Genomic DNA, 24,449 nt, shown 5'->3' on the forward strand with positions numbered 1-24,449 from the left:
GGCCGTCGGTCAGTCGGCGGCGACCGCGGCGGTCAGGGCCGGCGCCAGCGCCGGCGGGGAAACCCGGTCCGCCTCCACCCGGACGGACGTGCACCCCACCCACTCGGCCGCCTCGCGCAGCGCCCGGGCCATCGGCCGCACCGCCCCGGGGGCGGTCAGCGACACCTGCTTGGCGACCAGCGTCCGGCCCTCCCGGCCCGGGTCCACCCGGCCCAGCAGCCGGCCGCCGGAGAGCAGCGGCATCGCGAAGTAGCCGTGCACCCGCTTCGACGCCGGCACGTAGGCCTCCAGGCGGTGGGTGAAGCCGAAGATCCGCTCCGTGCGGGCGCGGTCCCACACCAGCGAGTCGAACGGCGACAGCAGGGTCGTGCGGTGCCGGCCGGACGGCTCGGTCTCCAGCGCCGCCGGGTCGGCCCAGGCGTTGGCCACCCGGGTGTCGGCGGCCGCCGCGGAGCGTCCCGATCCGCGTTGGCCCCAGCCGGCCACGTGCACGGGCACCAGGCCGGACGCCTCCAGCACGGCGTCCACCTGCTCCCCCTTGAGCCGGTGGTAGTCGGCCAGGTCCGCGCGGGTGGCCACGCCCAGGCTCTGCCCGGCGAGGCGGACCAGCCGGGTCAGGCACTCGGTGTCGTCGGGGTCCCGCTCCAGCAGTTCCTTCGGGATCACCCGCTCGGCGAGGTCGTAGACCCGCTTCCAGCCGCGGCGCTCCACGCAGGCCACCTGGCCGGTGTCCCACAGGTACTCGGCGGCGATCTTCACCTCCGACCAGTCCCACCACACCCCGCCGTTCTTCGCCCCGCCCAGCTCCGCGGCGGTCAGCGGCCCCTCCCCGCGCAGCCGGGCGAGCACCTCGGCGCAGCTGCGCCGGGGGTCGGCCATCCGGTGCCAGCGGTAGCCCTGCCGCTGGTAGTGGCGGCGGCGGAAGGCGAAGTAGGGCCACTGTTCGCGGGGCAGCACGCAGGCGGCGTGCGACCAGTACTCGAAGGCGTCCCGGCCGCTCCAGTAGGCGGTCTCCACCGGGGCGCGGCCGACCGCGCCGAGGCGCGCGTAGGGCACGAGTTCGTGGGAGCGGGCCAGGACGGAGATGGTGTCCAGCTGTATGGCGCCGAGCCGGCGCAGCACCCCGGGCACTCCCGCGCGGCGCGCGGGCGAGCCGAGCAGGCCCTGGGCGCGCAGGGCGATGCGCCGGGCCTGGTCGGCGTCGAGCACGATCTGGGGGCGGGGGTTGCGATCGGCCATGCGCGCACCCTACGGGCCGGCACTGACAACGCCGCCGCCCGCCCTCACCCTCACGGGTGACCCGGCGGGGGCGACTTCCGGCCAGGACGCGGTCGGGCCGGCGCCGTGCGGGCCACGGGTTCTGTACGCGGCGCCGTGCGCGCGCGAGAATGGCGAAGGCCTGTCGGGTTGATCGTCGAGGTTGACTTTTTTCCGGCGGGCCGCCGACCTCGCATACGATGGCCGGTGCGGTGGAGTGGGACCTGCCGCACTGCCGCGTCCCGCGCGACACACCGAAACGGCAAGGAGCACCCCTACGTGTCCGTCTTCGACAGGATCCTGCGCGCCGGTGAAGGGAAGATCCTTCGCAAGCTGGAAGGCCTCGCTGCCCAGGTCGACTCAATCGAAGCAGACTTCGTCAGCCTCACCGATGCCGAGTTGCGCGCTGAGACCGACAAGTTCAAGGAGCGGCTGGCGGACGGGGAGTCGCTCGACGACATCCTGCCTGAGGCGTTCGCCACGGTGCGCGAGGCCGCCAAGCGGGTGCTCGGGCAGCGGCACTACAAGGTGCAGCTGATGGGCGGCGCGGCGCTGCACATGGGGAACATCGCGGAGATGCGCACCGGTGAGGGCAAGACCCTCGTCGGCACGCTGCCGGCCTACCTCAACGCGCTGACCGGCAAGGGCGTCCACCTGATCACGGTGAACGACTACCTGGCCGAGCGCGACTCGGAGTGGATGGGCCGGGTGCACCGTTTCCTGGGCCTGTCGGTCGGTGTGATCCTGGCGAACATGACGCCGGCGCAGCGGCGGGAGCAGTACGCCTGCGACATCACCTACGGCACCAACAACGAGTTCGGCTTCGACTACCTGCGCGACAACATGGCGTGGTCGAAGGCGGAGCTGGTGCAGCGCGGGCACAACTTCGCGATCGTCGACGAGGTGGACTCGATCCTGATCGACGAGGCGCGCACCCCGCTGATCATCTCGGGTCCGGCGGACCAGGCGACGAAGTGGTACGCGGACTTCGCCAAGCTGGTGCGCCGGCTGGAGCGGGACCGCGACTACGAGGTCGACGAGAAGAAGCGCACGGTCGGCATCCTGGAGAGCGGTGTCGAGCGGGTCGAGGACTACCTGGGCATCGACAACCTGTACGAGTCGGTGAACACGCCCCTGGTGGGCTACCTGAACAACGCCATCAAGGCGAAGGAGCTGTTCAAGGTCGACAAGGACTACGTCGTCATGGACGGCGAGGTCATGATCGTCGACGAGCACACGGGCCGCATCCTCGCCGGTCGCCGTTACAACGAGGGCATGCACCAGGCGATCGAGGCGAAGGAAGGCGTCAAGATCAAGGACGAGAACCAGACCCTCGCCTCGATCACGCTGCAGAACTACTTCCGGCTGTACGACAAGCTCGGTGGCATGACGGGTACGGCCCAGACCGAGGCGGCCGAGTTCCACGGCACCTACAAGCTGGGTGTGGTGCCGATCCCGACGCACCGCGAGGTGCAGCGCCAGGACCGTTCGGACCTGATCTACAAGACCGAGAAGGCGAAGTTCGACGCGGTCGTCGAGGACATCGCCGAGCGGTACGAGAAGGGCCAGCCGGTGCTGGTCGGCACGACCAGCGTGGAGAAGTCCGAGTACCTGTCGACGCAGCTGCGCAAGCGGGGCATCCAGCACGAGGTGCTGAACGCCAAGCACCACGAGCGTGAGGCGCAGATCGTCGCCCAGGCGGGCCGCAAGGGCGCGGTGACCGTGGCCACCAACATGGCCGGTCGCGGTACCGACATCATGCTGGGCGGCAACCCGGACCACCTGGCGGCGGCCGAGCTGGCGCAGCGGGGCCTGTCGCCGACGGAGACGCCGGAGGAGTACGCGGCGGCGCTGCCGGAGGCGCTGGAGAAGGCCAAGGCGGCGGTGAAGTCGGAGCAGGAGGAGGTGCAGGCGCTCGGCGGCCTGTACGTGCTCGGCACCGAGCGGCACGAGTCGCGGCGGATCGACAACCAGCTGCGTGGTCGTGCCGGCCGTCAGGGCGACCCGGGCGAGTCGCGGTTCTACCTGTCCCTCGAGGACGACCTGATGCGCCTGTTCAAGGCGAACCTGGTCGAGCGGGTGCTGAACGCGGCGAACGTCCCGGAGGACGTGCCGATCGAGTCGAAGATGGTGACGCGGGCGATCCAGTCGGCGCAGACCCAGGTCGAGCAGCAGAACTTCGAGATCCGCAAGAACGTCCTGAAGTACGACGACGTGATCAACCGGCAGCGTGAGGTGATCTACGCCGAGCGGCGCCGGGTGCTGGAGGGGGAGGACCTGCGGGAGCAGGTCAGCCACTTCATGGACGACACCGTCGACGCGTACGTGCGCGGGGCGACCAGCGAGGGCTTCGCCGAGGAGTGGGACCTGGAGAAGCTGTGGTCCGCGCTGGGCCAGCTGTACCCGGTCGAGCTGACCATCGACGACCTGGAGGAGGAGGCGGGTGGCCGCGGCGGGATCACCGCGGAGATGCTCGCCGAGGAGATCAAGGTCGACATCCACGCCCGTTACGAGGAGCGCGAGGAGCAGCTGGGCGCGGACGTGATGCGCGAGCTGGAGCGTCGCGTGGTGCTGTCGGTGCTGGACCGCAAGTGGCGTGAGCACCTCTACGAGATGGACTACCTCAAGGAGGGCATCGGGCTGCGGGCGATGGCGCAGCGCGACCCGCTGGTGGAGTACCAGCGGGAGGGCTACGACATGTTCGCCGCCATGATGGAGGGCATCAAGGAGGAGTCCGTCGGCTACCTGTTCAACCTGGAGGTCCAGGTGGAGCGGAAGGTCGAGGAGGTGCCGGTGGCCGAGGGCGCGCCGCAGGACGCGGCGGTGGCCGGTCAGGCGGCGCAGGGCGGCGGGGCTCCCGCGTTGACGAAGGAGGCCGCTCCGGCCGCCGGGGCCCCGGAGATCCGGGCGAAGGGCCTGGGGGCGCCGCGCCGGCCGGACCGTCTGCACTTCCAGGCGCCGACGGTGGACGGCGCGGGGGGCATCGTGGAGGGCGAGCTGGTCGAGGACGCGAAGACGTCCGGTGACGGCGGCGAGCGCCAGATGACCCGTGCCGAGCGCCGTAAGGCGGCGAAGGGCGGCAACCGTCGGCGTCGCAAGTAGCGTCGGCTCGCCGGTGATCGGTTCGAGCGCCGCGGCCCCTGCCGGTTCTCCGGCAGGGGCCGCGGCGCTGTGGCGTGGGTCCGTGGGTGGTGTGGGCGAGAGGGGTCGGGCCGTACGGCGGGGGCTCAGTGGAGTTCGGCGAGTGCCGTGACGATGTCGGCGGGTTCGGCGCGCCGGGTGTAGTCGGTGTTGACGTGCGCCCAGCGGATCACGCCCTGGTGGTCCAGCAGGTAGGTGGCGGGGATGGGCAGGGTGCGGGCGTGGCCGCCGTTGACGCGTTCGAGTTCGATGCCGAAGCTCTGGTAGACGGCGGCCAGCTCGTCGGTGAGGTCGAAGGCCAGCCCGAACTCCCTGCTCACCTGGGAGCCGACGTCGCTGAGGACGTCGAAGGCGAGCTCGTGGCGTTCGATCAGGGTCAGCGACTGGTCGGGCAGCTGGGGGGAGATCGCGACCAGGCGGGCGCCGTGCCGGTGGAAGTCGTCGAGGCTCTGCTGGAGGGCCCGCAGTTCGAGGTTGCAGTAGGGGCACCAGGCGCCGCGGTAGAAGCTGATCACGACGGGGCCCTGGGCCAGCAGGTCGTCCAGGGCGACGGTGGTGCCGTGGGCGTCGGGGAGGGCGAAGCGGGGGGCCTGGTCGCCGACGGTGAGTGCGGCCTTGGCCAGTCCGGAGGCTTCGAGTTCGCGGGCGGCCCGTTCCATCACGGCCAGGGCCTCGGCGGGGATCTGTCGGGGCGCGAGTTCCAGGACGGCGCGGAGCTGCTCGTTGAGGCTCACTGGGAGGTCCTTCCTTCGAGGGTGGGGTTCCGCCGCGGTGGTGCGGCTTCGGGTGGGGGTGTCGCGTGGCGCGGGTCGGTGAAGGACTCCAGCAGGACGGTGGCGATCGCCCGGAGTTCGTCGGGGGCGGCTCCGGCGCGTGAGCGCAGGTTGAGCCCGTACGCCGTGACGGCGAGGGTGCGGGCGACGATCCCGGGGTCGAGGCCGGCGCGGAGCTGACCGAGTTCGGCGGCGCGCTCGAGGGCCGACCGCATGGCCGCCACGAGGCTCTCCTGGTTGTGGTCGAGCACCTGGCGCACGTCCGGGTCGGCGCTCTCCGGGCCGGCGTTGGCGTTGACGATCATGCAGCCGAAGCGTGCGTAGCGGCCTTCGCACCGCTGCTGGACGAGTTGGTCGTAGAACTCGGCGATCGCGGGGAGGCCGCGGTCGTCGGCGGCGAGCGCGGCGAAGGCGGGTGTGGCGTGTTCGTCCATGTACCGGCGGAGCGCGGCCATGTACAGCTCCTTCTTGCCGCCGAAGGTGGCGTAGAGGCTGGAGCGGTTGACGCCGGTGGCGGCCACCACGTCCTGGATGCCGGTGGCCTCGAGGCCCTGCCGCCAGAACAGTTCCATCGCCGTGCCGAGCGCCGCCGCCGGTTCGAAGTGCTTCACGTCGGCCACCGAACACCCCCATCTCGGAACGATCGTTCCAAGTTAGCGCTGGACTGACGGTACGACAACTCCTGGACGGGCGGCGGAACTTCGCGGCGACCGCGGTCCGGTCAGGACGACAGCTCGCCGGCGGCGGCGCAGCCGGCGCAGCAGCGCACCTTCCAGCGGTTGCCGAACATGTCGTGGACCGCGAACGGAACGGTGGCGGCGGCGACCGCCTCCCGGCAGTGCACGCACGCCCGGCCGGTGCGGACCTGGACCGTCAGCGCGCGCGGGATCGTCGGCGGAGGTGGGGGCGGAGGCACCGTCGCCTGCTCCCTCCTTCCACACGGGCGTGGCGTGGACGGGCGTGGCGTCGTTCGGTTCGGCACGGAGGACCTTCCCGGGTGGGGGGCGTCCGGCACCGGTGGGATCCGGGCGTTCCGGATCCCACCGGTGCCGGAGCGGGCGGGTGGGGTGCCGCGGCGGGTCACAGCAGTGCGAAGGCCGTGATCTTCCACGGGTACACGCGTCCCCGCCTCTCCAGGCGGAACGGCATGGCCCGGTGGCGGCCGGCGCGCAGGATCACCGTGGCGACCTCCAGCACCTCCTCGGCGGGCCGGTAGGCGTGGCAACTGCACAGCACCGCCGTGGGCAGCGGCACTCCGTCGGCCGCGCGCAGCGGTCGCTCCCGGGCCAGCCGACGGGCCGTCCGGCCGAGTTCCCCGTACACCTGCTCCGTGGTGCGGGGCAGCAGGCGCACCAGCGGCACCCGGCCGTGCAGCGACTCCAGCAGCAGGGTCGCGTGCCGCCGGCCCAGCGCCTCGTCGTCGGGCGCGCAGGGGCGCGATCCGCGCCGCCCGCCGGGCCCCGGTGGGGGGTGCCCGGGTGGTCTGCGGAGCCGTCCGGGCTGTGGCGCGCCGGGGCGTCGGGGCGGCCGTCGGGTCGGGGTTCCGGGCCTGGGCCGGGGGCGGTGGCCCGGGGGCACGGGCCCGCCCGGGGGGCGCCGTATCACGGGGTGCGGGGTGTGCTCGCCGGGGGTGGCCAGCGTGTCGGTGGTCATCCGTCGCTCCTCCTCGGTGCGTGGCGGGTGGACGGCGGGGCCCGGGGGTGTGCCGCGCGCCACGCCGCGTGGCTATGGAAGCGCGGTCGCTTCTCGCGGTGCCAGCCCCTTCCGGTCCGGTCGGCGGGCCCGGAATGATCATCCTTTGGGGTGAGGCGCGCCCCGGGATTCCGGCGTGGTCGTCGCTCCGCGCGCGGGGCGGCGGTGCGTCGGGGCGCCGGGGCGATTCACCCGCGCTGGTGAAAATCGGAGGCGGAGGCGCGGATGGCGGGAACCGCCCGGCACGGGAGCGGAGTCGGAGGCGGCATGGGCGCGGAAGCGATGGACGGAACCAGGGCCACGGAGGACGGCCTACCCGACGCGTTGATCGTCGACTGGGAGGGTGTGGTCACCGTGGGTGTCGACGCCGAGCTGGTCGACGTCGAGGGCTGGCCGGCCGGCGCCCTCGGCGCGGCCACGGGCGCCGGCGGCGTCCCGGGGCCGCCGCTGGACGCCTGGGAGTTCGTGGACGCCGTGCGGCGCCAGGCCGGCATGGCGCTCGGGGACACCGCCCGGATCGACCCGGTGTACGCGTACGAGGCGCTGGCCTCGGCCGATCCCTCCGGTGCCGCGGCGCTCGCCGTCCGGCTGCTGCGCCGGGCGTCCGTCGGCGGGACGGCCGCCCCGGAGGCGGCCGGCGGCGAGGCGGAGGCGGCCGTGCGCTGGCTGCGCGCGGCGCTTCCGGCGCTGCCGACCATGGCGGCCGTGCTGCGCCGGGTGCGTGCCGCCGGTCACCGCACCGCCCTGCTGACCAACGGGCACGGCGACGACTACCCGCGCGCGGGCTGGGCGGCCCTGTTCGACGCCGTGGTGACCTCCGGCCAGACGGGCCTGCACAAGCCGAGGCCGGAGGCGTACCGGCTGGTCGCCGAGCGCCTCGGCGTGCCGCCGGCGCGCTGCGCGTTCGTCGACGACTCGCCGGCGAACGTCTCCGGCGCGCGCCGCGCCGGGATGGTGGGGGTGCTCTACCGCTCGCTGCCGCAGACCGTCGGGGAGTTGGTGGCGCTCGGCCTGTACCCGGAACGCCCCGGGCTGACGGAGGGGCCGGAGGGGCCGGAGGAGCGGGTGTAGCCGGGCGGGGCGGGGGCATCCGAGGGAGGCGGCAGGGGCGGCCGGGGAAGTGACCGGCGCCACATCGCCGGCCGGTGCGGCCGGTGGGACAAGGATGTTTCCGGGGGGTATCACGGGAGTATGGACGAGCAGGGACAGTCGCAGCCGAAACGTCGCTGGTTCGCGGTACGCCCTCGTCAGACACCGGATCCGGCGCGGTCGATGGACGCGGTCGACGCCGTGGAACCGGTCGAGGCGGTGGAGGACGCCGAGCGCGGTGGGGCGGCGCTGCCTGCTGACGGGGCGGGGCGCGAGGAGGGGGCGGCCGAGTCCGCCGGTGCCGTTCCGGACAGCGTCGCCCTGACGGCGACGGCGACCGCCGAGGCGGCGCACGAGCGGGTGCCGCGGCGTGGGGCGGTGCGGGCGGTCACCCCGAGTGGTGCCACCGCCACCTCCCGGCTGCTGACCCCGCCGCCGGGCGGACGGGTGGGCGGTCCGGCGTCCGGGCCGCGCCGCGGGCTGGTCCTGGGCGGTGGCGGCATGCTGGGGGCGGCGTGGACGATCGCCGCGCTGTGCGCGCTGGAGGAGGCGACCGGCTGGAACCCGGGCACCGCGGAGCTCATCGTCGGCACCTCGGCGGGGGCGGTGGTGGGCACGCTGCTGGCCACCGGCGCCTCCCCGGCGCAGCTGCTGGACCACCAGCGCGGGGTGCCGGTGAGCACGGGGCCGCTGGACGGCATCCGGCTGGACTACGACACGGTCGCCGGTGGCGCCCTGCCGCCGCGTCCCCGGCCGGGCATCGGCTCACCGGCGATGCTGCGGGAGACCTTCCGGCATCCGCGGACGTACCCGTTCCCGGCGGTGGTGTCGGCGTTCCTGCCGCAGGGGCGGGGGTCGATCGGGCCGATCGGGCTGCTGATGGAGACCCTGCTGTCCGGGGAGTACTGGCCGCGGCACCCGGGGCTGCGGCTGGTGGCACTGGACTACGAGACGGGGCTGCGGGTGGCGTTCGGCGATCCGCAGGCGCCGCCGGCCAGCGCCGCGGAGGCGGTGATGGCGTCGTGCGCCATCCCGGGCTGGTTCGCGCCGGTGGAGATCGGGGAGAGCCGCTTCATGGACGGCGGCAGCTGGTCGTCGACCAACGCCGACCTGCTGGTGGGGCAGGGCCTGGACGAGGTGTTCGTGCTGGCGCCGGGCGCCTCGAAGCGGATGGACCGGCCGCGCACGGTGCTCGGTCACCTGGAGCGGCGGTTCCGTCGCACCGTCACCCGGCAGATGCTGCGGGAGGCGAAGGTGCTGCGCGCCACCGGCACCCGGGTGCGGATGCTCGGCCCGGGGCCGGAGGACCTGGAGGCGATGGGCGGCAACATGATGGACCACACGCGCCGGCTGACGGTCCTGGAGACGGCGCTGCGCACCAGCCGGGAGGCGCTGGCGCCGCTGCGGCTGGCGCCCGGGCCGGCCGGGCCGGCCGCGGCGGACGTCTCCAGCGCGGCCGGCGCGCGGTAGCACTCGGGCGGAAGGCCGCCGGGGCGCGGTCTAGGGTTGGGGGGAGGCCGAGGGGCCCGCGGCCGTCCCGGGCCGGGGTGGTCCTCCTCGCCGGTCCGTCGCCCCTCCCGTCCGCAGCCGGAGCGTTCGTCATGCGCGTGTACGTCCCCACCACCCTGGTCGGCCTCGCCGCCGCCTCCGCCGCCGGTGAGATCGGTCCGGCGCCGTTCGGTGGTTTCGCGGTGACCGATGAGCTGCGCGACTGGTACGGCGAGGGGGACGAGGAGGAGTACGAGTACGCCGCGCTGTCGCTGGCGGCCGAGGCGTCGCTGCACCTGCTGGCGGAGGATCCGGGCGCGGATCCGCGCCGGGTGGTGCTGGCGGTGGAGGTGGCCCAGTCGGCGGTGGCGCGCCCGGGTGAGCTGTCGCCGCGGGCGGCGGCCGGCACGGGCGCGGGCTCGGGGGCCGGGGAGGGCGAGGAGGAGCCGGGGCGGGTGCTGCTGCGCGGGCCGGTGCCGCTGCGCCGGCTGGCGGCGGTGCAGGTGGACGCGGCGGACGCGCGGCCGGTGGTGACGGCGGCGGTGCGCGCCGTGGGCGCCGGGGGCCGGGAGGGCGGGGAGGCGGCGGTGGCCGCGATGGACGCCGTCGCCGACCTGGAACTGCTGTGGTACGCGGTGCAGGAGATCCCGGAGCTGCTCGCCGGCTGAGCGCCGTGCCGGCCGACCGCCACGCCGGGCCGTGCGGGGCGGCGCGGGGCCACGCGGGGCGGACCGGGCGGGGCGCGGGGTCAGGGCTCCGCGGAGGGGCGCGGTGGGCGCGGTTACCGTTGACCGGGTGAGCGCACACATCGTCTGGGACTGGAACGGCACGCTGCTGCACGACGTGGAGGCCGTGCTGGACGCCACCAACGCCTCGTTCGCCGAGGTGGGCATGGCGCCGATCACCATGGAGCGGTACCGGGAGCTGTACTGCGTCCCGGTGCCGCACTTCTACCGCCGGTTGATCGGCCGGATGCCCACGCAGCGTGAGTGGGAGGTGCTGGACGCGGCGTTCCACCGGCACTACTGGGCGCGGGTGGAGGCCTGCGACCTGGCGGAGGGCGTCACCGAGCTGCTGACCGGGTGGAGCGCGGCCGGGCGTACCCAGTCGATCCTGTCGATGTCTCCGCACGCGCACCTGGTTCCGCTGGTGCGCCGCTACGGGGTGGAGTCGCACTTCGTGCGGATCCAGGGGAATCCGGGGGCGAACGGCGGGGGCAAGAGCGAGCACATGGTCCGGCACCTGCGGCAGCTGCGGGAGGAGGACGGGCTGGCGTTCCGCCCGGAGCAGGTGGTGGTGATCGGGGACGCCTCGGACGACGCGCGGGCGGCGCTGGCGGCGGGGGCCCGGGCGGTGCTGTACACGGGCGGGTCGCACAGCCGCTCCGCGCTGGAGGAGGTGGGGGTGCCGGTGGTGGACACTCTGGCGGAAGCGGTCTCGGTCGCGTTGGATCAGATCAGCAGCTGATCCTTACGTCGTACCGGAGTCGCCGTGGCCGTCGAGCCCCCCTCCCCGCCGGAGTCGCCCCGCCCGTGGTCGGAGCGGGCGGCGCCCTTAACGCCGGGCGGCGCCCGGACGGGTGACGCCCGCCCTCGGGACGCCGCCGGCCCTCGGGACGCCGCCGGTGCGCCGGGCACCGGCCCGGCGACCGCCCGCCTGGTCGGCGTGGACGTGGCCCGCGCCCTGGCGGTGCTCGGGATGTTCGCCGCCCACGTCGGGCCCGACCCGCACGCCGGCGGGCCGGCGGCGCCGCTGGCCCAGCTCACCCACGGCCGTTCCTCGGCGCTGTTCGCGCTGCTGGCCGGGGTGTCGATCGCCCTGCTGTCCGGTGGGGCGCGGCCGCACCGGGGGGCGCGGCTGGGCCGCTCGGCGATCCGGATCGCGGTGCGCGCCGTGCTGCTGCTGCCGCTGGGCATGTACCTCACCTCGTTGGGCACCGGGGTGCTGGTGATCCTGACCTGCTACGGCGCCTACTTCCTGCTGGCGCTGCCGCTGATCGGCCTGCGGGCGCGCGCGCTGGCGGTGTGCGCGGCCGTGGCGGCGGTGGCCGGGCCGCTGCTGTCGTTCGCGGTCCGCGACGCCACCACCCCGGAGGCCCACGCGTACGAGTCGGACGCGGTGATGCGGTTCGAGGACTGGTCCTCCCCGGCGGCTCTGGGCGACGCGGTGTGGGCGACGCTGGTCACCGGCAGCTATCCGGCGCTGACCTGGATGCCGTTCGTGCTGGCCGGCATGGCGGTGGGCCGGCTGGACCTGCGCTCCTTCGGGGTGCGGGCCGGCCTGCTGCTCGGCGGCGGGGTGTGCGCGCTGCTGGGCTACGGGACGTCGCGGGTGCTGCTGTACGGCTTCGGCTGGGCGGAGCGGCTGGACGAGCTGGCCGCCGGCCAGTACGTGGGCGGCGGGGCGCTCTCCCCGTTCGAGCGGGCGATGGACTACCGGGTGGGCACGGTGCCGGTGGACGACGCGGCGTGGCTGCTGGTCGCCTCGCCGCACTCCGGCACGGTCTTCGAGGTGGTGGGGGCCACCGGGACGGCGCTGGTGGTGCTGGCGCTGTGCCTGGTGGCGGCGGACCGGCTGCCGGGGGCGCTGGCGCCGCTGGCGGCGGTGGGGGCCCTGGCGCTGACCGCGTACACCGCGCACCTGCTGGCGATCCGGGTGCTGCTGGGCGGGCTGGGGACGTCCGCCGGACTCCTCGGCTGGCCGCTGTGGTGGATGTTCGCGCTGCTGACGGTGGCGGGCTGCTGGATGTGGCGGTCCACGGTGGGGCGGGGGCCGCTGGAGGCGCTGCTGCACCAGGTGTCGCTGGCGGTGGCGACGCTGCTGCTGCCACGCCCGGCCGGTGCGGCGCCGGAGGGCGGGGCGCGGCCCGGCGCGGCGCCGGGGGGCCGGCGTCCGGGTGATCCACCGATCGGGTGATTTCGCCGCTCCCGGTGGTGCGCCGGGGGTCCGCCGGTCGGGTGACGTGGTGTCAGGAGCGTATGGTTCGGCGGCGTGCCGGGGCCGTTGTCCGATCCGTACAGCCGGGAGGGGGTGACGTGTACGAGTGCGCTCCTGACGCGCCGCGATCCGGGGGGTACGCTCGACAGTTGGCTTTACCGGGCCGAAACAGGATTGTGCATCACCGCTTTTGGGTAAGAGGTTGGATTTGGCCGTGCCCGGTATTCGTTCGGTGGTGTGCAACCAGGAAGCGGAACGGTGACGTCCACATCAGGGGTGCCCGAGCCAAGGAGTGGCACCCGACCGGGTCACGCAACGGCGCGCGACAGGAGTCGGAACATGCAGAGCAAGCAGCTGGACGAGGCGAAGGGCGAACTGCTCGCCCGGGCGGCGGAGGTCGCCGGAACGAACCAGCCGCCGGGCCGCACCGCGCCGGGAGGGTTGTCCGCCGGCGCCGCGGAGGACCTGCTCCGCCGCTACTACCGGCACACCGCCCCGGAGGACCTGCTCGGCCGCGATCCCGTCGACCTCTTCGGCGCCGCCGCCTCCCACTGCGCCCTGGCCGCCGATCGCCCGCAGGGCACCGCGCGGGTGCGGGTGCACAACCCGTCGGTGGCCGAACACGGCTGGACCAGCTCGCACACCGTGGTGGAGATCGTCACCGACGACATGCCGTTCCTGGTGGACTCGGTCAGCAACGAGCTGAGCCGCCAGCAGCGCGGCATCCACCTGGCCATCCACCCGCAGATGGTGGTGCGGCGGGACGTCGCCGGCGCGCTGCGCGAACTGGTGGCGCTGCCCGACGGCCGCGCGGCCGCCACTGTCGGCGCCGGGCAGCTGCCCCAGGACGCCTGCCTGGAATCGTGGATGCACATCGAGATCGACCGGGAGACCGACCCGGAGCAGCTGGCAGCCATCGCCGGCGGCCTGCGGCGGGTGCTCTCCGACGTGCGCGAGGCGGTCGAGGACTGGACGAAGATGCGCCAGCGGGCGCTGGACATCGCCGAGTCGCTGGGCGAGGTGCCGCCCCCCGGGCTGCCGAAGGAGGAGGTCGAGGAGGCCCGGGAGCTGCTGCGCTGGCTGGCCGACGACCACTTCACCTTCCTCGGCTACCGCGAGTACGACCTGGTGCGGCTGCCCGACGAGGAGGCCGAGAAGGCCGAGGACGGCGACGACGAGCTGCTGCGCGCGGTGCCGGCCACCGGGCTCGGCATCCTGCGGGCCGACAAGCCGATGAACCTGCCGGTCTCCGCCGCGTTCAGCCGGATGTCCCGTCAGGCCCGGCTCAAGGCGCGGGAGAAACGGCTGCTGGTGCTGACCAAGGCCAACAGCCGGGCCACCGTGCACCGGCCCGCCTACCTGGACTACGTCGGCGTCAAGAAGTTCGACGAGCACGGCAACGTGGTCGGGGAGCGGCGCTTCCTGGGGCTGCTGTCCTCCACCGCCTACACCGAGTCGGTGCGGCGGGTGCCGGTGGTGCGCCGCCGGGTCGCCGAGGTGCTGGAGCGCGCCGGTTTCCCGCCGAACAGCCACGACGGGCGGGACCTGCTGCAGATCCTGGAGACCTACCCGCGCGACGAGCTGTTCCAGACGCACGTGGACGAACTGCTGGCCATCACGACGTCCGTGCTGTACCTGCAGGAGCGCCGCCGGCTGCGGCTGTTCCTGCGCAAGGACGACTACGGCCGGTTCTTCTCCGCCCTGGTGTACCTGCCGCGGGACCGCTACACCACGCAGGTGCGCGAGCGCATCACCGCCATCCTCAAGGAGGAGCTGGGCGGCGTCAGCGTCGACTACACCGCGCGCAACACCGAGTCGGTGCTCTCCAGGCTGCACTACATCGTGCGGACGGCGCCCGGTACCGAGCTCGGCGATCCGGACGTGGAGCGCATCGAGGCCCGGCTGTCGGAGGCGACCCGCTCCTGGAGCGACGGCTTCGTGGAGGCGCTGCACGCCGAGTTCGGCGAGGAGCGCGCGGCGCGGCTGGCCCGGGAGTGGTCCGCCGCGTTCCCGGAGGGCTACAAGGCGGACTTCCCGCCGCGGGCGGCCGTCGCCGACCTGCGGCACATCACCGCGCTGGGGCCGGCCGACTTCACCCTCAACCTCTACCAGCCGGTCGGGGCCCCGCCCGGGACGCGCCGGTTCAAGATCTACCGCACCGGCGGCCCGATCTCGCTGACCACCGTGCTGCCGGTGCTGCAGCGGCTCGGCGTGGAGGTGGTGGACGAGCACCCCTACGAGCTGCGCCGGCGCCACCCCTCCACGCCGCCCGCCGAGGCGGTGCTGCCGGCCGTCACCGGGGAGACCGGGGCCGGTGAGGCCGCCACCGCGGCGGAGGTCGCCTGGATCTACGACTTCGGCCTGCGCCTGACGCACACCGACGCCGACCTCACCCCGGACGCCCGCGAGCGCTTCCAGGAGGCGTTCGCCGCCGTGTGGCGCGGCGAGGCGGAGTCCGACGGCTTCAACGAGCTGGTGCTGCGCGCCGGGCTGACCTGGCGCCAGGCCATGGTGCTGCGCGCCTACGCCAAGTACCTGCGGCAGGCCGGCTCGACGTTCAGCCAGGACTACATCGAGGACGCGCTGGTGCACAACGTGCACGCGGCGCGGCTGCTGGTGAACCTCTTCGAGGCCCGGTTCTCGCCCAAGCACCAGAAGGCCGGCAGCGAGCTGACCGACGGCATCCTGGAGGAGCTGGACTGGGCGCTGGAGCAGGTGGCCAGCCTGGACGAGGACCGCATCCTGCGCTCCTTCCTCGCCATGATCAAGGCCACCCTGCGCACCAACTTCTTCACCACCGAGGAGGACGGCTCCCCGCGCGGCTACGTGTCGATGAAGTTCGACCCGCGGGCGCTGCCCGACCTGCCCGCGCCCCGCCCGGCCTTCGAGATCTGGGTGTACTCCCCGCGGGTGGAGGGGGTCCACCTGCGGTTCGGCAAGGTGGCCCGCGGCGGCCTGCGCTGGTCCGACCGCCGCGAGGACTTCCGCACCGAGATCCTCGGCCTGGTCAAGGCGCAGATGGTGAAGAACACGGTGATCGTGCCGGTGGGCGCCAAGGGCGGCTTCGTCGCCAAGCGGCTGCCCGACCCGGCCGTCGACCGGGACGCCTGGCTGGCCGAGGGCGTGGCCTGCTACACCACGTTCATCCGCGGCCTGCTGGACATCACCGACAACCTGGTCACCGGCGACGGCGGCGAGCAGACCGTGGTGCCACCGCGCGACGTCGTCCGGCACGACGGCGACGACACCTACCTGGTGGTGGCCGCCGACAAGGGCACCGCGACCTTCTCCGACATCGCCAACAAGGTCGCCGCCGACTACGGCTTCTGGCTCGGGGACGCCTTCGCCTCCGGCGGGTCGGCCGGCTACGACCACAAGGGCATGGGCATCACCGCCCGCGGCGCCTGGGAGTCGGTCCGCCGGCACTTCCGGGAGCTGGGCCACGACACCCAGACCCAGGACTTCACCGTCGTCGGCATCGGCGACATGTCCGGCGACGTCTTCGGCAACGGCATGCTGCTGTCCGAGCACATCCGCCTGGTGGCCGCCTTCGACCACCGGCACATCTTCCTCGACCCCGACCCGGAGCCGATCACCTCCTACGCCGAGCGGCGCCGGCTGTTCCAGCTGCCGCGCAGCTCCTGGGCCGACTACGACACCGCGCTGCTGTCCCCCGGCGGCGGCGTCCACCCGCGCTCGGCCAAGTCCATCGCGATCACGCCGCAGGTGCGGCGGGCGCTGGGCCTGGACGCCGCGGTCAGCCGGATGACCCCGGCGGAGCTGATGCGGGCCATCCTGCTGGCGCCGGTGGACCTGCTGTGGAACGGCGGCATCGGCACCTACGTGAAGGCGTCCACGGAGACCGACGCGGACGTCGGCGACCGGGCCAACGACGCCATCCGGGTGGACGGCCGCGACCTGCGGGCCAGGGTCGTCGGCGAGGGCGGCAACCTCGGCCTCACCCAGCTCGGGCGCGTCGAGTACGCGCAGTCCGGCTGCGGCGGCAGCGGCGGCCGGATCAACACCGACGCCATCGACAACTCCGCCGGCGTGGACACCTCCGACCACGAGGTGAACATCAAGATCCTGCTCAACCAGGTGGTGGCGGACGGCGACCTGACGGTCAAGCAGCGCAACGAGCTGCTCGCCGGGATGACCGACGAGGTGGCCCGGCTGGTGCTGGCCAACAACTACGCGCAGAACGCGGCGCTGGCGAGCTCGGTCAACCAGGCGCCCGCGCTGCTCCACGCCCACCAGCGCTACATCAAGCGCCTGGTGCGGGAGGGCCGGCTCGACCGCCAGTTGGAGTTCCTGCCGACCGACCGGCAGATCCGCGAGCGCCTGCAGGCCGGGGCCGGCCTGACCCAGCCGGAGCTGGCCGTGCTGCTCGCCTACACCAAGATCACCGCGGCCGAGGAGCTGCTGGAGACGTCCCTGCCGGACGACCCCTACCTGCGGGGCGCCCTGCACGACTACTTCCCGACGCCGCTGCGGGAGCGCTTCGCCGACCGCATCGACGCCCACCCGCTGCGCCGCGAGATCATCACCACGGTGCTGGTGAACGAGATGGTCAACACCGGCGGCATCACCTTCACCTTCCGGCTGCGCGAGGAGACCGGCGCCAGCTGGGAGGAGATCGCCCGCGCGCACACCGCCGCCCGGCGGATCTTCGACATCGACGGGCTGCGGGAGGAGGTGGAGCGGCTGGACAACGAGGTGCCGGCCGAGGTGCAGACCGGGATGCGGCTGCACGGGCGGCGGCTCGCCGAGCGCTCCACCCGCTGGCTGCTGAACAACCGCCGCCAGCCGCTGGACATCGCCGACTCCATCGCCTTCTTCGCCGCGCGCACCGCCGAGGTGCTCACCCACCTGCCGAAGCTGCTGCGCGGCGTGGACCTGGAGTGGTACCAGCGGGTGGCGGGGGAGCTGTCCGAGGCCGGCGTGCCGGACGCCCTGGCTGACCGGGTCGCCGGGCTGTCCTGCGCGTTCCCGGCGCTGGACATCGTGGACGTGGCGGACCGCACGGGCCGCGACGTCGTCGAGGTGGCCGAGGTGTACTACGACCTCGCCGACCGGCTGGACATCGCCCAGCTGCTCCAGCGGATCACCGGCCTGCCGCGCACCGACCGCTGGAAGTCGATGGCGCGGCTGGCGCTGCGCGAGGACCTGTACGCGGCGCACGCCGAGCTGACCCGCGAGGTGCTGGCCCAGGGCACCGGGCAGGCCTCGCCGGAGGAGCGTTTCCGCTCCTGGCAGCAGGACTCGCCGTTGGTGGCCCGGGCGCGCACCACGCTGGAGGAGATCGGCTCGGTGGAGAGCTACGACCTGGCGACGCTGTCCGTGGCGCTGCGGATGATCCGCACCCTGCTGCGCTCCGACTCGGTGCGCTGACCGCCGCGGCGGCGAGCCGGCCACGGCCCCGGGGAGGACGCCTCCCCGGGGCCGTGCGGTCGTGGCGCCGTCGGGCGCCACCCGTGGTGGTTCGTGCGGGCGGCGTGCGCCGCCGCGGGGCTAGAACAGGCCGGTGTAGCCGTTCCAGCCGGAGTTGCCGATGCGCACCCGGCCCTTGAAGCCGCCGGTGTGGTCGGCGGAGTAGAAGTACAGCTCGCCGGCGGAGTTGGAGCCGACCAGGTCGGCGTAGCCGTCTCCGTCGAGGTCGCCGGGGGAGGTGAGGTTGCGGAACATGTTCCAGCCGCTGCCGACGAGCTGCCGGGCGGCGAACGGCGCGGTGGAGTTGCCGGTGCCGCGGTACAGGAACAGCTCGCCGGCGGAGGTGCGGGCGAGGATGTCGGGGCGGCCGTCGCCGGTGACGTCGCCGGAGCCGACGATGCGGTCGAACATGTTCCAGCCGCCGCCGATCAGGATGCGGGAGGCGAAGGAGTTGCCGGTGCCCTGGCCGCGGTAGAGGTAGAGGTTGCCGGAGCGGTCGCGGGCGATCAGGTCGCCCTTGCCGTCGGCGTTGAGGTCGCCGGGGCCGATGATGAGGTTCATCGCGTTCCAGCCCGGGCCGACCAGGGAGCCGTCCCAGTAGGCGTACAGCTCGCCGGTGGGGTTGTAGCGGACCAGTTCGTCGCCGGGCATGAAGTCGGTGAGCGCGGAGGCGTAGACCAGGTAGCTGTCGGAGCCCCAGTCGGCGCCGAGGTCCTGCCGGGGCTGCAGCGTGCCGTCGCCGTTGGAGACGTACCACCACAGGGTGCCGGCGGAGGTGCGGCCGTGGAAGTCGTTCTTGCCGAAGTAGCCGTTGCCGCCGGCGCCGGCCAGCTGCGGGCCCTGCCAGCCCTCCTCCAGCAGCAACCGGCCGGCGAAGCCGCCCGCGCCGTTGCCGGAGTAGAAGTACATCGTGCCGTCGTACTGGCGGGCCAGCAGGTCGGCGACGCCGTCGCCGTCGAAGTCGTCGACGCCGAAGATCTGGTTGTACTGGGCCCAGCCGGCGCCGACGGTGGTGCGGGTGGCCAGCGGGTTGGCGGCGTCGCCGGTGCCGCGGTAGAGGAAGAGCTCGCCCTTGGTGTTGCGGGCGAGGACGTCGCCGAGTCCGTCGCCGGTGAGGTCTCCGGCGCCGACCAGCTGGTCGAACTGGTTGAAGGCGCTGCCGACCTTGACCCGGGCGGCGAACGGCGCGGCGTAGTCGCCGGTGGACCGGTACAGGTACAGGTCACCGTTCGGCAGGCGGCCGAGCAGGTCGGGGCGGCCGTCGCCGGTGAGGTCACCGGGGGAGAGCACCTTGTTGTAGATCTGCCAGCCGGTGCCGTACCAGGAGGCCAGCGGCTCCGGGTTGGTGACGTCCACGTCGCTGAAGAGCGTCAGGTGGCCGGAGGCGGTGAGGGTGAGCAGGTCGTTGGCCTCGCCGTCGAGGATGTTGCCGGGGAGGATGACGTCGGTGAACCCGGTCTCCCCGAGGTACCAGTCGCCGTACTCGCCGCTGCTGGTGCTGACCCACAGGCCGGTCACCCAGTTGTCGCGGGCCACGACGTCGCCGATGCCGTCGCCGTCGAAGTCGGTGCGGGAGCCGGTGGCGGCGGCGCGGGTGGTCGCCTCCGCCCGGTTCCGCTCCGGCCATTCGGTCAGGCGCGGCAGCGCGGGAGCGCTCTGCTCGGTCTCCTTGGCCTCGGCGGCGACCGTGGCGCCGGCGGGCTCCTCGGCCGCCTGGGCCAGTGGTGTGTAACCGCCGACGGCGATCACCGCGGCGGTGCAGATGGCGGTCAGCCGGGACCGGCGACGGGCGCGGTGCGCGGACGTGGACAGCGGTGTGGACAATGTGGCCCCCCTGGGCAGAATGGAAATGCCGCGCACGCGCTGATCGGAAACGGCCAGTGCCTCGCGTGCGGGCTGCTGAAGCTTAACTCCCGCCTACCTGCCGCGTGGAAGGGAGGGGGATGTTCGGTTGCCCGCTTGTTACAGAGGCGGTGGGGCGCGGCCGGAGCCTGGATTTCTGCCGGACGCGGGGATATCGAATTGTGTCGTGGGACACCCGTATTCGGGGCAACCTTCTGTCCCCGGCGGGCGTCGCGGGCCGCTCGCCGGCGCGGATCCGCACCCGGGCGGCGAACGGCGTGCCGGAGTTGCCGGCGCACCGGTACAGGAACAATGCGGCGGCCGGGATCGAAAAGGGGCGGTTGGGCTGCTCCCGTGCGACGGCAGCGGCTTAACCGCCCCTGATGACATGCGCCGGACGGTTTTCGCTTCCGGGGAAGCGGCGGGGGCGTCCTTGTCGGCTATTTCGCCGCCCTGCGACGGGTAGCGGCGGCCGATTCTCAGAAGAGCCGGACATAGGCGTTCCAACCGGAGTTGCCGATGCGGACGCGCGGCTTGAATCCACCGGTGTGGTCGGCGGAGTAGAAGTAGAGTTCGCCGGCGGGGGTGGAACCGACGAGGTCGGCGTAGCCGTCTCCGTCGAGGTCGCCGGGGGAGGCGATCTGCCGGAACATGTTCCAGCCGGTGCCGACGAGCTGCCGGGCGGCGAACGGGGTGGTGGCGTTGCCGGTGCCCCGGTACAGGAACAGTTCGCCGTTGGTGTTGCGGGCGAGGATGTCGGCGCGGCCGTCGCCGGTGACGTCGCCGGAGCCGGTGATGGCGGTGAACTGGTTCCAGCCGCCACCGACCAGGATCCGGGAGGCGACGCGGGTGCCGGTGCCGTCGCCGCGGAAGAGGTAGAGGTTGCCGGAGCCGTCCCGGGCGAGCAGGTCGCCCCTGCCGTCGCCGCTCAGGTCACCGGGGCCGAGGCTGAGGTTGTAGTTCCAGGAGCGGGAGAGGTCCGGCCAGTCGGCGTAGGGTTCCATGTTGATCAGCCAGCCGTTGACGTCCCGCAGCATCAGGTCGCCGCCCGGCTGGCCGGACAGCGGCGCGGCGTGGAAGTTGTACCAGTCGGTGCCGCCGAGGATCCGCAGCAGCTTCGGCTCCAGCGTGCCGCGGCCCGTGCCGAGGTACTGGTAGACGTCGCCGGAGGCGGTGCGGCCGTGCAGCACGCTCTTGCCGAAGGTTCCGTTGCCGCCGGCCCCGGCCGCCGCGGCGGTGTCCCCCACCCGCGGTTCGGACGTCTGGCGCGCGGCGAAGCCGCCGCGCCCGTTGCCGGGGTAGAAGTAGCTGTCCCCGTCGTACTGGCGGGCGTAGAGGTCGCTGACGCCGTCGCCGGTGTGGTCGTCGGCGGCGAACAGCTGGCTGTACTGCTGCCAGCCGGGCCCGATCAGGGAGCGGGTGGCCAGCGGCCGGGCGGCGTCGCCGGTGCCCCGGTACAGGTACAGCTCGCCCTTGGTGTTGCGGGCGAGGACGTCTCCGATGCCGTCGCCGGTGAGGTCCTCGGCGCCGAGCAGCTGGTCGAACTGGTTGAAGCCGTGGCCGACCTTGACCCGGGAGGCGAAGGGGGCGGTGGCGCTGCCGGTGGAGCGGTACAGGTAGAGGTCGCCGTTCGGGGTGCGGGCGAGCAGGTCCGGGCGGGCGTCGCCGGTGAGGTCGCCGGGGGCGAGGACCTTGTTGAACATCTGCCAGCCGGTGCCGCGCCAGGTCGTGTCGTAGGCGGACCGGTCGGCGCTGACGTCGGTGTAGAGCTTCAGGGAGCCGTGCGCTTCCAGCACCAGGACGTCGTTCTTCGCGGTGCCGGCGATGTTGCCCGGCAGGATGAGGTCCTTGACGCCGAGCGCGGTGTCCGAGCCGTCGAGCTGGAGGTTGACGTTGGTGTACAGCCCGTTGAGCACGACCCAGCCGGATGGGGTGACCGCGCCGACGTCGGCCAGGCCGTCGCCGTCGAAGTCGTTGCGTCCGGGGGCGGTCGCGGCGTGGGCCGGCGGGGCGCCGAGCGTGCCCAGAGCGCCGGCCGTGAGCAGGGCGGCCGCGCAGGCGGCGGCCAGACGGAGCCCCACGCGCCGGGCACGGCGTGTGGGCATGGATATGCCAAGAGACATGGGCCCCCCATGGGCGGAGAAAGACGGGTGCGCACGGGCGGGCTCGTCCGTCGGAAGGCGACCGGGCCTCGCGTCGCCTCTCGCGTGCGGTGCGCGCATCGTACACAGATGGGGGGCCTGTGACGGATGTGAAGGCGATCACTCCGGCCGGGCGCGGTGGACCGCGTCCGGCCGGAGCGGAGGCATGACGCTCCTCACTTCACCGCGCCGGCGGTGACGCCCTCGATGAAGGAACGCTGGAAGGCGAAGAAGATGACCAGCGGGATCACCATCGAGATGAAGGCGCCGGGGCCGAGGATGTCGAAGTTGGCGCCGAACTGGCGCACCTGCTGCTGCAGCGCCACCGTGATCGGCGCCGAGCCGCTGTCGGCGAAGATCAGTGCGATCAGCATGTCGTTCCAGACCCACAGGAACTGGAAGATGGACAGCGAGGCGATGGCCGGCCCGGCCAGCGGCAGGATCACCTGAACGAACAGCCGCAGCTCGCCGGCGCCGTCCAGCCGGCCGGCCTCCAGCAGCTCGCGCGGCACCTCGGCGAAGAAGTTGCGCAGCAGGAAGATGGCGAACGGCAGGCCGAAGGCGACGTGGAAGGCGATGACGCCGACCATGCTGCCGAAGATCCCGAGCGTGCCGAACAGCCGGGCCAGCGGGATCAGGGCGATCTGGATGGGGACCACCAGCAGGCCGATGACGACGAGGAACAGCCAGTCGCGGCCGGGGAAGTCCATCCAGGCGAAGGCGTACCCGGCGAAGGCGCTGATCGCCACGACCAGCACGGTGGCCGGCACGGTGATCAGCACGGTGTTCAGCAGCGAGCCGGTGATGGCGTCGTTGCTGAGCAGCGCGCGGTAGTTCTCCACGGTGAGTTCGGTGGGCCGCAGCAGCACGGTCCACCAGCCGGTCGTCTCGTTGTCGGCGGAGGTGCGCAGCGAGGAGATCAGCAGGCCGACCGTGGGCATCAGCCAGAAGACGGCCACGACCAGCAGGAACAGCCGGGCGATGCCGCCGCCGAGGCGGCCGACGAGCCGGCCGGCCAGGGCGCCGGCGGAGCCGGGGGAACGGGGGGCGCTCCTGCCCGGGGCGTCGGCGGCGGTGGCGGCGGCGCGGGGGGCGGGGGACGGGGCCGCCGCGGGGGTGCTGGAGGTGGTCATCGCCTGGTCTCCCTCCGGAAGCGGCGGATGTTGAACAGCATGGCGGGCAGCACGAGCAGCAGCAGCAGGACGCCGAGGGCGCTGCCGAGGCCCTGGTCGTTGCCGCCGCCGAAGGACGCCAGGTAGAGCTGGAGCGCGAGGACGTTGGCGTCCTGCTGGGTGGCGCCGGGGGCGATGATGTAGACGAGGTCGAAGACCTTCAGCACGTTGATCACCAGGGTGACCGTCACCACCACCAGCACCGGGGCGAGCAGCGGCACGGTGATCCGGCGGAACACCTGCCACTCGCCGGCGCCGTCGACCCGCGCGGCCTCCTGGAGCTCGCGGGGCACCGAGCTCAGGCCGGCGGCGATGAGCACCATGGCGAAGCCGGCCCACATCCAGATGTAGGAGGCGATGATCGCCGGGGTGACCAGGGTGGGGCCGAGCCAGTCGACGCCGCCGTACTGCTCGGTGAAGTTCTCGGGCGGCAGGGTGAGGGAGACGGCCCCGGCGGCGAGGCCGGCGTCCTCGGGGAAGCGGAACGTGCCGTCCGGTCCGGTGGTGGCCTCGGCGACCACCTGGCCGTCGCGGACGGCCTGGACGGTGACGCCGGGCAGGCCGCTCTCGCCCTCGTCGATCTCGCCGGGGCGGCCTCCGCCGCCGGGCGCGAAGTCCAGCCAGACGGTGCCGGCGAGCCCGGCGGTGTCCCCGGCGGGCAGCGCGGCGGGCGCGGCGTCGTCGGGCAGGGCGGTCGGGGGCAGGCCGACCAGCGGCAGCGCGGCCGGGCCGGCGTCCGGCTGGACGGGGCCGGCGGTGCTGACCGAGCCGTCCTCGGCGGCGGTGAGCGGGCCGTCGGGGCGGGGGCGGGCGCCGGGGTAGGCGGAGGCGGAGGAGAAGGTGTCGTGGACGGCGACCGCCACGGCGTTGGCGATGCCCTTGTCCGGGTCCTGGTCGTAGACCAGCCGGAAGATCACGCCGGCGGCCAGCATGGAGACCGCCATGGGCATGAAGACGACCAGCCGGAAGGCGGTGGCCCAGCGCATCCGGTCGGTGAGCACCGCGAAGATCAGGCCGAGCGCGGTGGCGACGGTGGGGGCGACGATCACCCAGATGGCGTTGTTGCGCAGCGCGGTGAGGGTGGCCGAGTCGGTGAACACCTCGCCGTAGTTGTCCAGCCCCACGAACTGCGAGCCGGAGGCGTCGAAGAGGGAGCGCACCACCGAGTACCCGATCGGGTAGACGACGAGCGCGCCGAGCAGGATCAGCGCGGGCAGCAGGAAGAGCGCCGCGACGCCGCGCGAGGAGGCGCCGGGGGAGCGGGTGGGGCGCCCGGGCGGCGGGTCCGCAGGGGGGCGGAGCGTGGTGGTGGGGACGGGCGCGCCGGCGCCGGCGGGCGTGGGCGGATCGCCGGGCCTGACGTCGTGCACGGCTCGCCGGCCGTCGTCCGCCGGGGATCGGTCGTTGGTTCCGGGGGTGTGCTCTGTGTCCATGGGGCCAGTCCTCGGCGAGAGGGGTGGGGCGGGCGGGACGCGGTGAAGACGGGG

The 24,449-nt window shown here is 73.6% G+C and carries 16 protein-coding genes; 7 read left to right on the forward strand and 9 right to left on the reverse strand.

The annotated features are described in order from the left end of the window. Positions 1-9 precede the first annotated feature (9 nt). Positions 10-1,239: a winged helix-turn-helix domain-containing protein gene (locus FHU37_RS15725; RefSeq protein WP_179814803.1), complete on the reverse strand. Its 1,230-nt coding sequence runs from the start codon at positions 1,237-1,239 to the stop codon at positions 10-12. A 297-nt stretch (positions 1,240-1,536) separates the two neighbouring features. Between FHU37_RS15725 and secA the strand changes: the two genes are divergently transcribed. Then, positions 1,537-4,359, forward strand: a complete 2,823-nt coding sequence (gene secA, locus FHU37_RS15730) for a preprotein translocase subunit SecA (RefSeq protein WP_179814804.1) — start codon at positions 1,537-1,539, stop codon at positions 4,357-4,359. Positions 4,360-4,484: 125 nt separating this feature from the next. Here the strand turns inward: secA and FHU37_RS15735 are convergent, their stop codons facing one another. The 4 genes from FHU37_RS15735 to FHU37_RS15750 all read right to left on the reverse strand — a co-directional run bounded on the left by FHU37_RS15735 (position 4,485) and on the right by FHU37_RS15750 (position 6,824). Next, positions 4,485-5,132 carry a peroxiredoxin-like family protein gene (locus FHU37_RS15735; protein WP_312892625.1) on the reverse strand — a complete coding sequence of 216 codons (648 nt, stop codon included), beginning with the start codon at positions 5,130-5,132 and terminating at the stop codon, positions 4,485-4,487. Then, a complete protein-coding gene (locus FHU37_RS15740) occupies positions 5,129-5,782 on the reverse strand; it encodes a TetR/AcrR family transcriptional regulator (RefSeq protein ID WP_312892626.1) in 654 nt (217 codons plus the stop codon). Before FHU37_RS15740 ends, FHU37_RS15735 begins: the two co-directional genes overlap by 4 nt. Before the next feature lie 110 nt (positions 5,783-5,892). Beyond that, the gene (locus FHU37_RS15745) at positions 5,893-6,087 is read right to left on the reverse strand and encodes a hypothetical protein (protein WP_179814806.1); all 195 of its coding nucleotides are present in this window, start codon (positions 6,085-6,087) and stop codon (positions 5,893-5,895) included. Between the two features lie 164 nt (positions 6,088-6,251). Next, entirely contained in the window at positions 6,252-6,824 is a 573-nt protein-coding gene (locus FHU37_RS15750) for an Rv3235 family protein (protein WP_179814807.1), read from the reverse strand. 321 nt (positions 6,825-7,145) lie between these two features. On the opposite strand from FHU37_RS15750, the gene FHU37_RS15755 reads away from it, so the two are divergent. From FHU37_RS15755 to FHU37_RS15780, 6 genes are all read left to right on the forward strand, one after another. After that, positions 7,146-7,934, forward strand: coding sequence for an HAD family hydrolase (locus tag FHU37_RS15755; RefSeq protein WP_179814808.1), 789 nt, complete (start codon positions 7,146-7,148; stop codon positions 7,932-7,934). 201 nt (positions 7,935-8,135) lie between these two features. Continuing rightward, on the forward strand, positions 8,136-9,422 hold the full coding sequence (locus FHU37_RS15760; RefSeq protein ID WP_179814809.1) for a patatin-like phospholipase family protein: 1,287 nt from the start codon (positions 8,136-8,138) through the stop codon (positions 9,420-9,422). Between the two features lie 131 nt (positions 9,423-9,553). Beyond that, positions 9,554-10,108, forward strand: coding sequence for a DUF6912 family protein (locus tag FHU37_RS15765; RefSeq protein ID WP_179814810.1), 555 nt, complete (start codon positions 9,554-9,556; stop codon positions 10,106-10,108). A 127-nt stretch (positions 10,109-10,235) separates the two neighbouring features. Next, a complete protein-coding gene (locus FHU37_RS15770) occupies positions 10,236-10,907 on the forward strand; it encodes an HAD family hydrolase (RefSeq protein WP_179814811.1) in 672 nt (223 codons plus the stop codon). A gap of 24 nt (positions 10,908-10,931) precedes the next feature. Next, positions 10,932-12,356 (forward strand): DUF418 domain-containing protein, encoded by a 1,425-nt coding sequence (locus FHU37_RS15775; protein WP_179814812.1) that lies wholly within the window; start codon positions 10,932-10,934, stop codon positions 12,354-12,356. Positions 12,357-12,716: 360 nt separating this feature from the next. Further along, the gene (locus tag FHU37_RS15780; protein WP_179814813.1) at positions 12,717-17,768 is read left to right on the forward strand and encodes an NAD-glutamate dehydrogenase; all 5,052 of its coding nucleotides are present in this window, start codon (positions 12,717-12,719) and stop codon (positions 17,766-17,768) included. 120 nt (positions 17,769-17,888) lie between these two features. Here the strand turns inward: FHU37_RS15780 and FHU37_RS15785 are convergent, their stop codons facing one another. The 4 genes from FHU37_RS15785 to FHU37_RS15800 form a co-directional block, all read right to left on the reverse strand. After that, positions 17,889-19,631, reverse strand: coding sequence for an FG-GAP repeat domain-containing protein (locus FHU37_RS15785; RefSeq protein WP_179814814.1), 1,743 nt, complete (start codon positions 19,629-19,631; stop codon positions 17,889-17,891). 497 nt (positions 19,632-20,128) lie between these two features. Continuing rightward, positions 20,129-21,754 (reverse strand): FG-GAP repeat domain-containing protein, encoded by a 1,626-nt coding sequence (locus FHU37_RS15790; RefSeq protein WP_179814815.1) that lies wholly within the window; start codon positions 21,752-21,754, stop codon positions 20,129-20,131. 212 nt (positions 21,755-21,966) lie between these two features. Next, a complete protein-coding gene (locus FHU37_RS15795; RefSeq protein WP_179814816.1) occupies positions 21,967-22,923 on the reverse strand; it encodes a carbohydrate ABC transporter permease in 957 nt (318 codons plus the stop codon). Further along, on the reverse strand, positions 22,920-24,395 hold the full coding sequence (locus FHU37_RS15800; protein ID WP_179814817.1) for an ABC transporter permease: 1,476 nt from the start codon (positions 24,393-24,395) through the stop codon (positions 22,920-22,922). The genes FHU37_RS15795 and FHU37_RS15800 overlap by 4 nt, the downstream gene beginning before the upstream one ends. Positions 24,396-24,449: the final 54 nt, after the last annotated feature.

The organism is Allostreptomyces psammosilenae, assembly GCF_013407765.1.
GTDB classification, from domain to species: domain Bacteria; phylum Actinomycetota; class Actinomycetes; order Streptomycetales; family Streptomycetaceae; genus Allostreptomyces; species Allostreptomyces psammosilenae.